The 14046-nt window shown below is 60.0% G+C and carries 10 protein-coding genes and 3 tRNA genes; 7 read left to right on the top strand and 6 right to left on the bottom strand.

Translation table 11 applies throughout. The annotated features are described in order from the left end of the window. The first annotated feature begins 397 nt into the window (after positions 1-397). The 3 genes from rho (at position 398) to ACQRAQ_RS04945 (ending at position 4994) form a co-directional block, all read left to right on the top strand. On the top strand, positions 398-2776 hold the full coding sequence (gene rho / locus ACQRAQ_RS04955) for a transcription termination factor Rho (protein ID WP_427794118.1): 2379 nt from the start codon (positions 398-400) through the stop codon (positions 2774-2776). Positions 2777-3089: 313 nt separating this feature from the next. After that, positions 3090-4538 carry a hypothetical protein gene (locus ACQRAQ_RS04950; protein ID WP_427794117.1) on the top strand — a complete coding sequence of 483 codons (1449 nt, stop codon included), beginning with the start codon at positions 3090-3092 and terminating at the stop codon, positions 4536-4538. A gap of 6 nt (positions 4539-4544) precedes the next feature. After that, positions 4545-4994 carry a VanZ family protein gene (locus tag ACQRAQ_RS04945; RefSeq protein ID WP_427794116.1) on the top strand — a complete coding sequence of 150 codons (450 nt, stop codon included), beginning with the start codon at positions 4545-4547 and terminating at the stop codon, positions 4992-4994. 113 nt (positions 4995-5107) lie between these two features. Here the strand turns inward: ACQRAQ_RS04945 and ACQRAQ_RS04940 are convergent, their stop codons facing one another. After that, positions 5108-5998 (bottom strand): ROK family protein, encoded by an 891-nt coding sequence (locus ACQRAQ_RS04940; RefSeq protein WP_427794115.1) that lies wholly within the window; start codon positions 5996-5998, stop codon positions 5108-5110. Positions 5999-6120: 122 nt separating this feature from the next. Further along, positions 6121-7320 (bottom strand): pyridoxal phosphate-dependent aminotransferase, encoded by a 1200-nt coding sequence (locus tag ACQRAQ_RS04935; RefSeq protein ID WP_427794114.1) that lies wholly within the window; start codon positions 7318-7320, stop codon positions 6121-6123. 165 nt (positions 7321-7485) lie between these two features. On the opposite strand from ACQRAQ_RS04935, the gene ACQRAQ_RS04930 reads away from it, so the two are divergent. The 3 genes from ACQRAQ_RS04930 (at position 7486) to ACQRAQ_RS04920 (ending at position 7779) form a co-directional block, all read left to right on the top strand. Beyond that, a tRNA-His gene (locus ACQRAQ_RS04930) sits at positions 7486-7562 on the top strand. Positions 7563-7584: 22 nt separating this feature from the next. Beyond that, positions 7585-7660 (top strand) — tRNA-Lys (locus ACQRAQ_RS04925). A 43-nt stretch (positions 7661-7703) separates the two neighbouring features. Beyond that, positions 7704-7779: transfer RNA gene (locus ACQRAQ_RS04920), tRNA-Lys, on the top strand. 202 nt (positions 7780-7981) lie between these two features. Here ACQRAQ_RS04920 and ACQRAQ_RS04915 read toward each other — a convergent pair. The 4 genes from ACQRAQ_RS04915 to ACQRAQ_RS04900 form a co-directional block, all read right to left on the bottom strand. Continuing rightward, entirely contained in the window at positions 7982-8407 is a 426-nt protein-coding gene (locus tag ACQRAQ_RS04915) for a hypothetical protein (RefSeq protein WP_427794113.1), read from the bottom strand. Between the two features lie 371 nt (positions 8408-8778). Continuing rightward, positions 8779-10305, bottom strand: coding sequence for an FAD-dependent oxidoreductase (locus ACQRAQ_RS04910; protein ID WP_427794112.1), 1527 nt, complete (start codon positions 10303-10305; stop codon positions 8779-8781). 490 nt (positions 10306-10795) lie between these two features. Further along, positions 10796-11800: a GGGtGRT protein gene (locus ACQRAQ_RS04905; RefSeq protein ID WP_154518278.1), complete on the bottom strand. Its 1005-nt coding sequence runs from the start codon at positions 11798-11800 to the stop codon at positions 10796-10798. Between the two features lie 18 nt (positions 11801-11818). Next, positions 11819-12553, bottom strand: a complete 735-nt coding sequence (locus ACQRAQ_RS04900; RefSeq protein ID WP_006235554.1) for an iron-sulfur cluster assembly scaffold protein — start codon at positions 12551-12553, stop codon at positions 11819-11821. Positions 12554-12956: 403 nt separating this feature from the next. Here ACQRAQ_RS04900 and ACQRAQ_RS04895 point away from each other — a divergent pair, with 403 nt between their 5' ends. Next, a complete protein-coding gene (locus ACQRAQ_RS04895; protein WP_427794111.1) occupies positions 12957-13769 on the top strand; it encodes a transposase in 813 nt (270 codons plus the stop codon). Positions 13770-14046: the final 277 nt, after the last annotated feature.

Here is a 14046-nt window from a genome sequence, read left to right as displayed (position 1 = left end):
GACCAGTTGTATAAGAACGTCCAATGACTAAGTTGCAGGTGGTGGCGGTTGTGTTACACTAACGCTGCGTATTTGACGTAATCATCTCGATACAGATCAATGATGCCCGTTGTGTTTTGAACGGAGCTAGACTGTTTAGCCGCCCTGAAGGTTTATGCAGGGAGCATGTGATCACAGGGCTTTAAAAGAAAGTTGAGCAAACACTGTGTCTGATCAACAGCAAGAAAATGAAATAAGCACGGCACAAACCACTCCCGCTGCGCCGGTTGCGTTGGACCAAATCGCGAAACCCGCACCGTCGCAGGCGTCGGTCCCCGAGACACACCAGAACGCTGCCTCGGCTTCGAGTGAGAACCCTGTTCCCGTCGCACCTGTTACCGGGGAGGAGGCTGCGCCCGTGAAGCCCAAGCGCACGCGTCGTGTGGCCAAGCCCGCTGCGGATGGCGATGAGGCTGCAAAGCCCAAACGCCGCACCACGCGCACGACGCGTGCCAAGCGTCCGGTTTCCGCCGAGGTTTCGGCGCCGCTTTCAGATGAGGTTGCGCAGGCCCGCGCGCTTGCGCAGATCAGCGAAGCCCAGGTTGTTCGTGCTCGCCGTCGTGCCGCCGAGCGCGATGCCGCGGCTCTGACCGAACTCGCGGCTTCGTCCGCCCCCGAGGCGCCTTCGGCTCCGGCTCCCGAGCAGGTAGCAGAAACGCCGGCTCCGCGCACGCGCCGTCGCACGGCGGCCAAGGTCCAGCAGGCTGCCGAGCAGGCTTCGTCCGATGCCGCCGAGACCCCGGTTCGCTCTGCGGCGGAGGAGGACGCTTCCTCTGCTGAGTCTGTCGTGTCTGCCGAGGCCGGCGGTGCATTTGTCGTCGATCCTGCTTTGCGCCCGCATCGCCGCGGCCGCAAGCCCAAGGCATTTGTCGAGGCGGAGAAGGCGGCCGCTGCCGCGGCTTCTGTCCAAGATGCCCCGGCGTTCGTCGAGCCTACAGCGGCTGTCGTGGTTTCGGCCGAGGGCGCTGATGTTCCTGAGGTCGCTGTTTCTGCCGCTGCCGAGCCTGCCGACGTTCGTCCCGGGCGCAGCCGTCACACCGCAGCCAAACGCCCAGCTAAGGCAGAGGCGAAGTCCGGCGCCGAATCTGCGGCAGCTGAGTCTACCGAGGCGAGTGTCGACACGACTCCCGAGACGGAGGGCACCGATCGGTCGGCAGGCGAGAAGCCCAAGCGCACGCGCAAGAAATCTTCCAAGACCAAGTCTGCCGAACAGCAGGGGGATGCTGAGCAACAGCCCGAGTCCGACGCTAAGTCGGACGGCGAGACCCCGGCGACCGCCGATGCGCCCACGACGCCTGCCGTCGAGAGCGCTGAGGCCGAAGAGAGTTCCCGCCCCAACCGCCGTCAGCACAAGCGTAACGATGAGCGCAGCGAGCGCAAGGATGATCGCAACAACGACCGCCGCAGCCGTCAGCGCGACCGCAAACAGCGCAACAAGGAGCGCAACGCAGCTCCGACCGAGCCAACGCTTTCGCGCGAGGAGCTCGCGGCTATGAAGGTCGCCGAGCTGCGCGAGAAGGCCAAGGAGTTCGAGATCGAGACGACCGGCAAGAAGAAGGCCGAGCTCGTCGAAGAGATCTACACCACAGCCGCGAAGGCCGAGGGCTTCCGCGATATTAAGGGCATCCTGCAGATTCGCCCGGACAGCTCCGGCATCATCCATGCCCACGGCTACATGAAGTCCAATGACGACGCCTTCGTGCCCGCCTACCTCATCCGCTCCGCGCGTCTGCGCACGGGCGACGTGATCGAGGGTTCGCTTCGCCCCTCGCGCGGCGGCGACAAGCGTGCCGGTCTCGCCAAAATTACGACCGTCAACGGTCTTGATCCTGAGCAGGCCCGTAACCGCCCCAAGTTCGGCGATCTCACGCCGGTCTACCCCAATGAGCCGCTGCGCATGGAGCATGGCAAGGATTCCATTACCGGTCGCGCCATCGATATCGTGTCGCCGATCGGCAAGGGTCAGCGTGGCCTGATCGTGTCACCGCCCAAGGCCGGTAAGACCACGATTCTCAAGAAGATCTGCCAGTCTATCTCGATCAACAACCCCGAGGTGCACCTCATCTGCCTGCTCGTCGACGAGCGCCCCGAAGAGGTCACCGATATGCAGCGCTCCATTGAGGGCGAGGTCGTGGCCTCCACCTTCGATATGCCCGCCGACAACCATACCCGCGTGGCCGAGCTCGTCATCGAGCGCGCCAAGCGCATCGTGGAGTTGGGCGGCGACGTCGTGGTGGTTCTCGACTCCATCACGCGTCTTGCCCGTGCGTACAACCTGGCGGCGCCCGCCTCGGGCCGCATCCTTTCGGGCGGCGTCGATTCGGCGGCCCTGTATCCGCCCAAGCGCTTCCTGGGTGCTGCCCGCAATATCGAAAACGGCGGCTCACTCACCATCCTTGCTTCCGCCCTTATCGATACCGGTTCCAAGATGGACGAGGTCATCTTTGAGGAGTTCAAGGGCACCGGCAACATGGAGCTCAAGCTCGATCGCGATCTGGCCGACCGCCGCATCTTCCCGGCCATCGACCCCGTTGCCTCGGGCACGCGCAACGAGGACCTGCTGGTCGACGAGCAGATGCGTCCGTTTGTCTTTGGCCTGCGCCGCATCCTCGCCGGCATGAACAATACCGAGCGCGCGGCAGCATCGTTTATCAAGGGCCTCAAGGGCACCAATACCAACCAGGAATTTTTGGTGCGTTCGGCCAAAAAGCACAGCGACTACGAGCAGATGTTCTAGTTTGTCCGCTGCATGCGACAGCAACCATAGACATGCCAGAAGGGCCGGGGTTTAGATCCTGGCCCTTTTCGTATAGCCGCTCGCCAACGATTATTGACCTCACGACCGGCAAGCAGCGATTTTCCCGTTTCAATTCCGCTTCGTCGCTTGCAATCCCCAAGGGGGTTTCGCATAATAGCAGTTAAGCTTCGCGACGGAAAACGCAGATGAAACGAACCTTATACCGTTGCTTTGGGGCTCAGGCCCCGCTTCATCTTCTCTCGCGCAGCCAACTGAATGATGCGATTTGGGTGCTGGAAGATGGGGAGAGCTCATGGCTTCTTCTGATGCAACACAACGAGCAGTCCTTGCCGGACTTTCCTGCGGGATCGGCCTTGCCGCACCCGTGGTCGTGTATGCCGCTACACTGCCGTTTTCGTCAATCAACGAGACGGTTGTCGCGGGTGCTGTTCCCTTTGCCGTGGGCGCGGTGGCCGGCGTGGGTATCTATGCCGCCTCGCTGGGTATCTCTGAGTATCGTGCGGAGCACGATGGCCGCCTGTTTGAGCCCGATGCCGTGGGCGGCGCCGCTCAGTTTAGTCGGACCTACAACGAGTTCAAGACCGCCTCTATTCCCGCTCAGCACGAGGAGGCCGCTCCCCGGGCTGCTGCGCCTGTCACTTTGGACGAGCAGGGTCAATCCTCTTCGCTTCTCTCCGGTCTGACCGGCGCGTTTCAACGCCGTCATGCCGATGATGGCGTTCCGACCATCGCCCGTGCCGCCAACGCCATGGACGAGGCCGATGCCTGGGCTATGATCGATAGCATGCTCGACGACGATTCGCCGGTTAGCTGCGATCCCGCTCGCTCGCGCGATATCTACCAGGTCGCAATTGACGAGCTCACAAACGGTGAAAAGACTGGCTCCTATAACCGCGACGACATCGCTGCTGCCGCACGTGCCGTCTCGGGCTCTCATGCCGCCCCTGCGGGCAGCACTGCAGCTTTCGTGGCGCTTGTGGCCAACGCTGCCAACAATGCCGCCTCTAACGGTGCTTCTTCGGCTGCGTACGACTCTGCCGCGGCGGCCGCTTCGACCGGCCAGCAGGGCGCGGCTCAGCCGGCTCCTGTCGCCGACCCCTTTGCCGATGAGCCCCTGGTTGTTGATGAGGAGACCATCGCCGCTCGTCGTGCTGCCGAAAGCTCGCTTTGGGGTGCTTCGGCCCAAATGCAGGCCGCGGAGGCGGTGCCGTACAACGCCAAGCTCGCCAGCATGCCCATCATTTCCGATGCCAAGGGTGTGGATCTCACCGATTTGGACGAGCCCGCCGCCATCACTGCCTCTATCGATGCCCAGAATCGCGTGGATACCGACAGTCTCCCCGATGCCTCCCTCGAGGAAGATATCCCCATGGCCGATTATTCGGGCCACGAGGACATGTGGGCCGCCGCTATGGCGATCATGGCCGAGGTCGCCGAGCCCGCCCCCGCGCCGATGCCCTACCCTGCGGCCTCACCTGTGTCTGTTGCTCCCGTCTATGTCGGCCGCCACAGCTCCGTGTTTCCCGAGGATACCGCGCGTATCTCGCGCGAGAGTATCGAGCGCGCCGAGGCTATCGCCGCCGGCGTTATGGAAAACCGTCGCCATGAGCGTGTCAATCAGATCCTTGAGGAAGAGATCGAGCGCCTGCAGTCCTCTACCGCCAAGCGTACGGGTCGTGCTTATTTGAGCGTTATCGAGGGCGGTACCGCCAGTTTTACGCCGCTTCGTGCCGAGGCCTAGTTCTGCATGATTAAGATCGATCGTAAGTGGGCGGTTGCGGCCTGCGCCATGGTGTTGCTGATCTGGGGCAATTCACTGGTTCCCGGCACGGGGTCCGGCTCACTGAGCTTGGCGATCATGGAGGACGTCCGCGGGTTTTTGCATAGCTTGAGCCTGCCGTATGAATGGGTAACCAACTTTGTCGTCCGCAAGTGCGCACATTTTACCGAGTATATGGTGCTCGGTGTTTTGGTGACACATGCCTTTGATATCGAGGGTCGACGCACTTTTGACAGACTGCTTCCCACGGTGGTTTTTCTGTTGCTGGTCCCCTCAATCGACGAGACGATTCAGTTATTTGTGCCGGGGCGCGCCGGCATGATTACCGACGTGATGATTGACTGCTGCGGAGCGGCTACCGGCGTCGTGCTCCGATATCTCCTCCGATCGCTTGTATGCACCAAAAAGGCCGCCTAGGACGTTTTGCTTGGTCCTAGGCGGCCTTGTGCGTTTGGGGGCCCTGCAGGGCGCGATAGCGTTGTCTGCGCGTTATACGAGCTCGGCAATACCGTGTGTCGTTGGTGCACCCTTTACTGGAGCGCCTGTGCGCCAAGGGCCAGACAACCCATGATGCCCTGCTTACCCTCGAGGCTGTTGTTGACAATGTAGGTATCGATGTCGTTGACCTCGGGCGTGACGATATAGCCGTTGAGCATCTCGGCGCACTTTTTGCGGGCGAGCGGCACGATGGGGGTGTGGTCGGCCACGCCGCCGCCGATGATGATCTTTTGCGGCGCATAGCACAGCGTGTAGGTCACGAGCGCCTGTGCCAGGTAGCCTGCGAGCAGGTCCATGGCCTCCGGGTCATCGGCCATGTCTCCGGCGCTTTTGCCATCCCAGCGCTTTTTAATGCCGGGGCCTGCGATGAGGCCCTCGAGGCAGTTGTCGTGGAAAGGACAGCCGCTGTGCTCGCCGATGGTGTCGCGCGGATCGCGTGTGACCAGGATATGGCCTGCCTCGGGATGCATCATGCCATGAACGAGCTGGCCGCCCGAGAGCACGCCGGCGCCCACACCGGTGCCGATGGTCAGGTACACCACGTCGGTGAGGCCCTGGGCGCAGCCAAAGGTGACCTCGCCCAAGCAGGCGACGTTGACGTCGGTGTCGTAGTCACAGGGAATATTGAGCTCGTTTTGGATGGTGCCCAGCAGGTCAAAGTAGCGCCATGCCGTCTTGGGCGTCTCCAAGATCTTGCCGTATTGGGGCGAGGCAGGGTTGACTGCGGTGGGGCCAAAGGCGCCGATGCCCAGCGCGGCGATGCCCTTGTTTGCAAACCATGCGTTGACGGCCTCAACGGTCGCCTGCGGGGTCGTGGTTGCGATCTGCTCACGCTCCAGGACCGTACCGTCTGCATAGCCCGTGGCACAGACCATCTTGGTGCCGCCGGCCTCGAGCGCTCCGATAAGCTGCTGCTCTGCCATAGTATTCCTCCCCCTAGGACGAGTTGCTCCGTGACTAAAGTATAGCGCTTTAAACAAATTAAGAAAGCGCTATAAATAGAAGCCCCACAACGCGCGTGCGGTGCGGGGCTTCTTTGGGTGCTTTAGTTGCCGGGCCGTCGTTGCCCGCGAGGCTTGATTTTATCGCGTAGCGACTTGAGGTTCTCCAGCGCCGCGTTAATCGTCTCGTCTCGTTTGGCAAAGTGGAGGCGAATCAGATGGTTGACGGGCTCACGGAAGAAGCTCGAGCCGGGCACGGCGCCCACGCCCACCTTAGATGCGAGGTCCTCACAGAAGTCGAGGTCGCTGTCATAGCCAAACTCAGAGATGTCCATCATGACGTAGTAGGCGCCCTGCGGCACGTTATGCTCAAGACCAATGCTATCGAGCCCCTGACAGAACAGATCGCGCTTGGCTGTGTAGAGATCGAGGACCTCCTGGTAATAGCTGTCGTCGAAGTTGAGGGCGGTGACAACGGCTTCCTGCAGGGGAGCGGCGGCGCCCACAGTGAGGAAGTCGTGGACCTTCTTGATGCGCTCGGTAATCTGGGCCGGGGCGATGGTGTAGCCCAGACGCCAGCCGGTGATGGAGTACGTCTTGGATAGCGAACTGCAGCTGATAGTGCGCTCGAACATGCCGGGCAGCGTGGCCATATAGACGTGCTCGTGGGGCGCGTAGACGATGTGCTCGTACACCTCGTCGGTGATGCAGTAGGCGTCGTACTTTTTGCAGAGGTCGGCGATAAAGGTGAGCTCTTCGCGTGTAAAGACCTTACCGCAGGGATTGGAAGGGTTGCATAGGACGATGGCCTTGGGGTCGTTGTCGCGGAAGGCCGCCTCGAGTGTCTCGCGGTCAAAGTCGAATGTGGGCGGGTTGAGCGGCACGTAGATGGGCTCGGCACCCGAAAGGATCGTGTCGGCGCCGTAGTTCTCGTAGAACGGCGAGAAGATGACGACCTTGTCGCCGGGGTTGGTGACCGTCATCATGGCAGCCATCATGGCCTCGGTGGAGCCGCAAGTGACCACGATGTTCTGGTTGGGGTCGATCGGTATGCCCATAAAGTGCTCCTGTTTGGCGGCAAGCGCCTCGCGCATGGCCTGGGAGCCCCAGGTGATGGAGTACTGGTGGTAGAGCGGTTTGGGATCAGTGGCGATGGTGCCCAGGCTCTTGAGCAGCTGCGCTGGGGGATCAAAGTCGGGGAAGCCCTGCGAGAGGTTGACGGCGCCGTACATATCGGAGATGCGCGTCATGCGGCGGATGACCGAATCGGTAAACGTTGCCGTGCGATTGGAGAGTTCTTTCATGCTTGTCCTTTCGAACATCGGGGCGGGGCAAGTTTACTCCTATGGAACCGGTGGGATTTGCTCGAAATGGATCCGAAAAACTCTTTTCAAAATTCTTGAAAATTGGGTCTTGCGTCGCGTGGCGTTCCTTGCAATAATAGTCGAGCGCGAAGCGCACAGGACACGGTGGGTGTAGCTCAGTTGGCTAGAGCGACGGGTTGTGGTCCCGTAGGTCGAGGGTTCGAGTCCCTTTACCCACCCCAGTTCTTGCTTCGTGTTGATATCGGGTCGTTAGCTCAGTTGGTAGAGCAGGGGACTCTTAATCCCAAGGTCCAGGGTTCGACCCCCTGACGGCCCACCACACGATATCTCCTCTAAAGTCCGCTACTACGGACTTTAGCTTTGGGTCGTTAGCTCAGTTGGTAGAGCAGGGGACTCTTAATCCCAAGGTCCAGGGTTCGACCCCCTGACGGCCCACCAAAGCACGTTAAAGCGACTGGCTTAGGCTGGTCGCTTTTTTGTTGACCTTGTATGGGGTCGAACCCGAAAGGGCGCGGAGCCGAGGAAATGCGTGAGCATTTACCAGCGCAGCGCGCAAGGCGCGAAGCGCCGCAGCGGCCGCCTGCGTAGCAGGCTGACCCCCTGACGGCCCACCAAAGCATGTTAAAGCGACTGGCTTCGGCTAGTCGCTTTTTGTTAACCATACATGGGGTCGAACCCGAAAGGGCACAGACGCTTTACAAGTCGAGCCTGCCCTCTTGGGTACGCCGAGCTGCTGCTTCATTTCCGCCGTGCTTCTGCCGCCGAATAACGCTTCATCGCCCTTCGACTTGATGATCGCGAATCCTTTGGAGTCCACGCCGCGTTTGAACGCAATACCCGAGAGCTGTTTCTCTGAATCGGATGGCGAGTGGCGCGCCTGCAAGCGCTGAATCTCTGCGAAGCGCTGTTCCATGAGCTCTTGGCGGCGCGTCTGCACGGCAAAGTATGCCTGGGCGAGCGCGATCTCTGGCTTGTTTGAATCTCCGTTCTGTGCGATTAAATAGCATGCATAGCGAGTAAGTTTGTAGTCTTTAACCGCGCGAGTGGCGACACCGGCTGTTGCCATTTTCGTGGTATCACGAAAATGGGAATCAACTGGAGTTTTGTTTGTTTCGCACGAGACTTTTGCCCTCTTAATAACTTCGGCGAAGTTCTCTCATCGAGTGTACCCCATGGGTTCCATTAAATCTCGTGCGAGCCAATACTCAACGTCGGCTTCCACATTGGCGTTGCTATCAAGTTTGACACGGCACTTCTCGATATCACGACTGTCCATATCTTCTCCCCGCTGGTCTATTGTCTGTGCGGGCTTTGCCTGCTCTGTATTCAGAATAAGGATACGCTGCCGTGCGGACACGAATGGACCCCGTGCCACCTCGAGCTCACGGGGCCCATAGATATCGATTAGTTGTGTTCTGCTTTAGATGGGTGTCTAGTTTAGTCCGCTCGATAGTGCGATCCGAGGCTTTCGGTCCGTTTGCGCATGGCTTTGACCATTTCCGCTGCCAGCTGAATCTGCGATTGCAGGCGGGCGAGGGCTGCGATTTCGCTGTCCTGGGCTTTCTGCGTGCTCAAGGTCGTTGCCTCCGTCTTCAAGCCCTCAAGCTCGTGTAGTGCCTTGGATAGGCCCCCTTCAGTGCGGTTGATCATGCAATAGGTACTCATCGTGTGCTTAAGGCCGCGGGTCAGGCGCTCGGCGTCTGTTGTGGCAATGCCATGCTGGGGGAGGGCGACATCCGCCTTTGGGGCCACCTCAGGTGCATTCTGTGCTGCTTGGGCTGCCGAGGCGCCCGCGATGCGCCCAAACACGATGCCGTTGGCGCTTGACAGGCCACCAATGCGATCGGCCCCGTGCATGCCGCCTGTCGCCTCGCCGCAGGCATAGAGGCCCTCAACGCCCGTGTACGCGGTCTTGTCGATTTTGATGCCGCCATTGGCGGCGTGGGCATACATCGCCACACGCATCTCGTCGGTCGGCGCGATGCCGTGCTCGTTTTGTAGCCAGGTGGCAAAGGTCTGCACAAACTCGGGGACGTCCTCGCGGGGGAAGTCGTAGTGGAGCGCCAGACCTTCAGCACCCGCTTGATCGATGGCAAGATCGATGGCGCGGGAGGCCAAGCGCGAGGTGAAGGGACCATATCCGGAGCGTTGCTCAAGTAGATCGTCCAGCTTGTCGTCGGCGATATCGACCGGCTGGTCTACATGTACGTAGCGCCAGGTCTTCTCGTTAAAGACAAGGTTGCGCTTGGGCTCGATGAAGCCCGGCATCATCTGCATGAACTCTATATTAGTGAGCGTTGCGCCGTGTGCCAGCGCGATGGCCTGCGAGGAGCTGAGCACGTCGGCGGAAGTGAGGCTTCGCTCGAACAGGCCACCCGTGCCGCCCGCAGCGATGATGGTGGCCTTGGCTGCCATAGGCACGAGATGCTCGTTTGTGCGGTCGTAGAGTACGGCGCCGATAATCTTTCCGGTTGTATCCTCAACAAGGTCGATAAGCTCGTGGCTGGGGAGCAGGTGAATGCCGAGAGACTTGATCTGGGCCGCACACGCGTCCTCAAGGGGCTTGCGGGTGAGGCCGCGCCAATTGCGTGTCTTATGGTCGAAGCAGGGGATAAATTGCTTTTGCTGGGCGCTCTCGGCGCTTTGCGGACGCTGGAGCTCAACACCTAGATCCTGCTCGAGCCATTGGATGGCCTGGGGAATACCGTGGACGAACGTCTGGACGAGCGTAGGGTCGGCGACGCCGCCGCCGACGGCTTGGATGGTGTCGATGAGGTCCTGTTCGTCGTCTTCGTCGATGGGGCCAATAAGGCCAAGGCCCCAGGTGCCCGGGAAAAAGCTCGATCCGCTCATGGTCTTGCCGGCGCTTGCGACGGCAACGGTCGCGCCCGCGCGTGCCGCTTCTATGGCGGCACAAAGGCCCGCAATGCCAGATCCTATTACCAGTACATCAGTCGATTCCATGGGATTCCTTTCTCGTCCGGCGCATTTTCGCACGGGTGATCGACTAATGCGATGCAAAGGCCGCGCTATTCGGTAAAGGGCGAATATGGCAGGTGGACGTCATACGCATTCGCTGGCTTCGTCTCCGGGCATCTCATATTTCGCTGCAACTGATATATCGGACATTTATTTTGGAGTAGTCAATTTGAGACGGGGCTTTACGAGCTGTCCTGCGCCTCGGGTCGATCCGCTCGCCACGAAATGGGCCTATCTACTACGTCTGAGCGGTCACCCCCAACCATACCGAGAATTACAAAATTAAAACCGCAGGTAGACGGCTTATTGATTTTCAAAAACCCGGCTATGGTCGACCTGCGCGGGTTAAACGTAGTAGATGGGCCGTTTTCGTGGAGCAATCCAAAGCGATTGGCTGTTTTGGAATAAAAAAGAGCCGCTACCCGGGTGGATAGCGGCTCCAAAGCTCAACTATATGAGCATCGCGCGGGCGCGATTAGGCCTTGAGGGCCTCCTCGACGGCGACAGCGCAGGCGACAGTGGCACCGACCATGGGGTTGTTGCCCATGCCGATGAGACCCATCATATCGACGTGCGCAGGCACGGAGGAAGAACCGGCGAACTGGGCGTCGGAGTGCATACGGCCCATGGTGTCGGTCATGCCGTAAGAGGCAGGGCCGGCGCCCATGTTGTCCGGGTGCAGGGTACGGCCAGTGCCGCCACCAGAGGCGACGGAGAAGTACTTCTTGCCAGCCTCGATGCGCTCCTTCTTGTAGGTGCCAGCGACGGGGTGCTGGAAGCGCGTGGGGTTGGTGGAGTTGCCGGTGATCGAGATGTCGACGTTCTCGTGCCACATGATGGCAACGCCCTCACGGACGTCGTCGGAGCCGTAGCAGTTAACGGCAGCGCGGGGACCATCGGAGTAGGGGATGGTCTCGACGACCTTGAGCTCGCCCGTGTAGTAGTCGAACTGGGTCTTCACGTAGGTGAAGCCGTTGATGCGGGCGATGATCTGGGCGGCGTCCTTGCCCAGACCGTTGAGGATAACGCGCAGCGGCTTCTTACGAGCCTTGTTGGCGTTCAGAGCCAGGCCGATAGCGCCCTCAGCGGCAGCGAAGGACTCGTGGCCGGCCAGGAAGGCGAAGCACTCGGTGTCGTCGGAGAGCAGCATAGCGCCCAGGTTGCCGTGGCCCAGACCGACCTTGCGGTCCTCGGCGACGGAGCCGGGAACGGTGAAGGCCTGGATGCCCTCGCCGATGATGGCGGCAGCCTCAGAAGCGTTCTTGGCGCCACGCTTGACAGCGAGAGCGCAGCCGAGGGTGTAGGCCCACTCGGCGTTCTGGAAGGCGATGGACTGGGTGTTGTTGACGATCTCACGCGGGTTGAAGCCCTTGTCGGTGCAGATCTGCAGAGCTTCCTCGAGGGAGGCGATGCCGTTGTCGGCGAGGCACTTGTTGATCTTGTCAGCGCGGCGCTCGTAACCTTCGAACGTAACAGTCATAGTTATTTCCCTCCCTTTCTACTCGTGAACCGGGAACACGCTGGCGACGGAGTGAGTCTCCTCGTCGGTGCGCGGGTCGATGTACTTGGCAGCGTTCTCCCACTGACCATAGTGGCCCATGGCGCCAGCGATGGCCTCCTCGGGGGTCTTGCCGGCCTTGACGGCGTCGGTGAACTTGCCGAGGTTCAGGAACTCGAACGCGATGATCTCGTTCTTGTCGTTGAGAGCCATGCGGGTGACGTAGCCCTGAGCGAGCTCGAGGTAACGAGCGCCCTTGGCCTTGGTGCCGAACATGGTGCCGACCTGAGAGCGAAGGCCTTTGCCGAGGTCGTCGAGGGAGGCGCCCACGGGCAGGCCGCCCTCGGAGAACGCGGTCTGGCTGCGGCCGTAAACGATCTGCAGGAAGATCTCGCGCATAGCAACGTTGATGGCGTCGCAGACGAGGTCGGTGTTGAGGGCCTCGAGGATGGTCTTGCCGGGAAGGATCTCGGAAGCCATGGCAGCAGAGTGGGTCATGCCCGAGCAGCCGATGGTCTCAACGAGGGCCTCCTCGATGATACCGTCCTTGACGTTCAGCGTGAGCTTGCAGGCGCCCTGCTGAGGTGCGCACCAACCCACACCGTGCGTAAGACCGGAGATGTCGGAAATCTCCTTAGCCTGGACCCACTTGCCCTCCTCTGGGATGGGTGCGGGGCCGTGGTATGCACCCTTGGCAACGGGGCACATGTTCTCCACTTCCTGTGAGTACTGCATGCCTCTCCTCTCTATCGTGTTGGCGTCCCGTCTGGAGGTCGTGGCTGGTGATTGCCGGGCGACCCTTCGAAAGGGACATGACATGCAACCCCTATAATACCGCGAAATGCACGGAATATTCGGCGAACGGCGCAGTTTTCGTAACGAGAAGCGCGGAACTTTCAATTGAAACGATTTAACAAGCTTGGTTGCGGTTATGCGATACGTTATAGGGGGTCAGCTTTGGTCAAGTTTTTGGTTAGTTCTTGTCCATGTTGCGGTGTCTAGCCTGTGGTTATGATGCCATTCGCCGTTGGTTTGCCGCCTTTTACCGTCGACGGATGCCATTTTGCGTGAATGTTTTGATGGCACGTTTCAATCGTGATGTATTGGATAGTAAGCAGGTCCCGGCGAAGGGAGCGCCATGCAGCGTGTTTGGAAAACGATCACCGGTTTTTACCATGTCTGTGCCCGCGGTATGGGCAGTCAGCTGATCTTTGAGAGCGACGAGGACCGGTGGGAGTTTTTGGAGCTGATGCGCGACTGCTGCCGCGATGCCCAGGTAACGATTGTGGCGTGGTGCCTCATGGGCGACCATGTGGATCTGGTACTTTTGGATTATGAGGACAACATGAGTGCAGCCATGCAACGCCTGCTGTTGACGTATGCTCGTCGGTTTAATAAGCGTACCGGGCGTTCGGGCTGCCTGTTCCGGGAACGTTTTGAGCGCTGTTCGCTCGATACCGACCGGCAGGTGATGGAGGCTGTTCGCTCCGTTCACGCCGATCCGCAGGATGCGGGCATCAACCTAATTGAGCGGTATCCCTGGAGCAGCTTTGCGGAGCATCTGCGCGTTTACGACGGTGACGAGGCAGATGCTATGAGGGGATTTTCCGATCCTTCTTGCGTGCTTGAGCTTTTTGGTTCTGCCAAAGCCTTTATTGCCTATTCGCTTTCGATGCCCGACGGAGGAGATCCGGCGATGCGCGATTTAGTAGAGATGGAGTTGGGGCGGCGCGCCTTTGCCGACGAGTTGGCGAAGGGATGCGGGGTTGCGCTCCAGGGGGTTAAAGCGGCGCCGCCGGCGCAGCGCAATATCGTTATTCTTGGCTTGCACGATGCTGGTTTTACGGTGCGCCAGATTGAGCGGTATACGGGGATAAGCAAAAGTACCGCTTCTCGTATTGCGCGCGCCCGTGCTCGAACGGCGGTGCGGACTGATGACAGCCTGGGATAGGGCTGTCTGCCCACTGGGACCATCATTCTAAATGCTTGGACGTTAACTACACTTCTAAATATGCATAGAATGATTGCCGTCTTGCATAAAACAATAGCTCAGTCCGGTTTTGCCCGTGCCTACCCCCGTCCACGCCGTGCAAAAAGCGGAGTTTTCAGCATCGTAGTGCTGTCGGAACTGCTATAACCTTGCAACTTGCGGGCCCCGAGACAATTATTTGTCTGCCAATACGCCCCGAAGCACGCGTTTGCGTCCCCGTAGACCGTAATGCCTGTTC

Source organism: Collinsella sp. SGI.178, from assembly GCF_050313495.1.
Classification (GTDB): Bacteria; Actinomycetota; Coriobacteriia; order Coriobacteriales; family Coriobacteriaceae; genus Collinsella.
The sequence above is the reverse complement of the archived record's forward strand: the minus strand, read 5'-3'. Positions and strand labels throughout refer to the sequence as shown.

Coding starts and splice junctions, on each gene's coding strand:
- ACQRAQ_RS04950 (WP_427794117.1), top strand. CDS start 3,090: ATGGCTTCTTCTGATGCAACACAACGAGCAGTCCTTGCCGGACTTTCC.
- ACQRAQ_RS04945 (WP_427794116.1), top strand. CDS start 4,545: ATGATTAAGATCGATCGTAAGTGGGCGGTTGCGGCCTGCGCCATGGTG.
- ACQRAQ_RS04940 (WP_427794115.1), bottom strand. CDS start 5,998: ATGGCAGAGCAGCAGCTTATCGGAGCGCTCGAGGCCGGCGGCACCAAG.
- ACQRAQ_RS04935 (WP_427794114.1), bottom strand. CDS start 7,320: ATGAAAGAACTCTCCAATCGCACGGCAACGTTTACCGATTCGGTCATC.
- ACQRAQ_RS04915 (WP_427794113.1), bottom strand. CDS start 8,407: ATGGCAACAGCCGGTGTCGCCACTCGCGCGGTTAAAGACTACAAACTT.
- ACQRAQ_RS04910 (WP_427794112.1), bottom strand. CDS start 10,305: ATGGAATCGACTGATGTACTGGTAATAGGATCTGGCATTGCGGGCCTT.
- ACQRAQ_RS04905 (WP_154518278.1), bottom strand. CDS start 11,800: ATGACTGTTACGTTCGAAGGTTACGAGCGCCGCGCTGACAAGATCAAC.
- ACQRAQ_RS04900 (WP_006235554.1), bottom strand. CDS start 12,553: ATGCAGTACTCACAGGAAGTGGAGAACATGTGCCCCGTTGCCAAGGGT.
- ACQRAQ_RS04895 (WP_427794111.1), top strand. CDS start 12,957: ATGCAGCGTGTTTGGAAAACGATCACCGGTTTTTACCATGTCTGTGCC.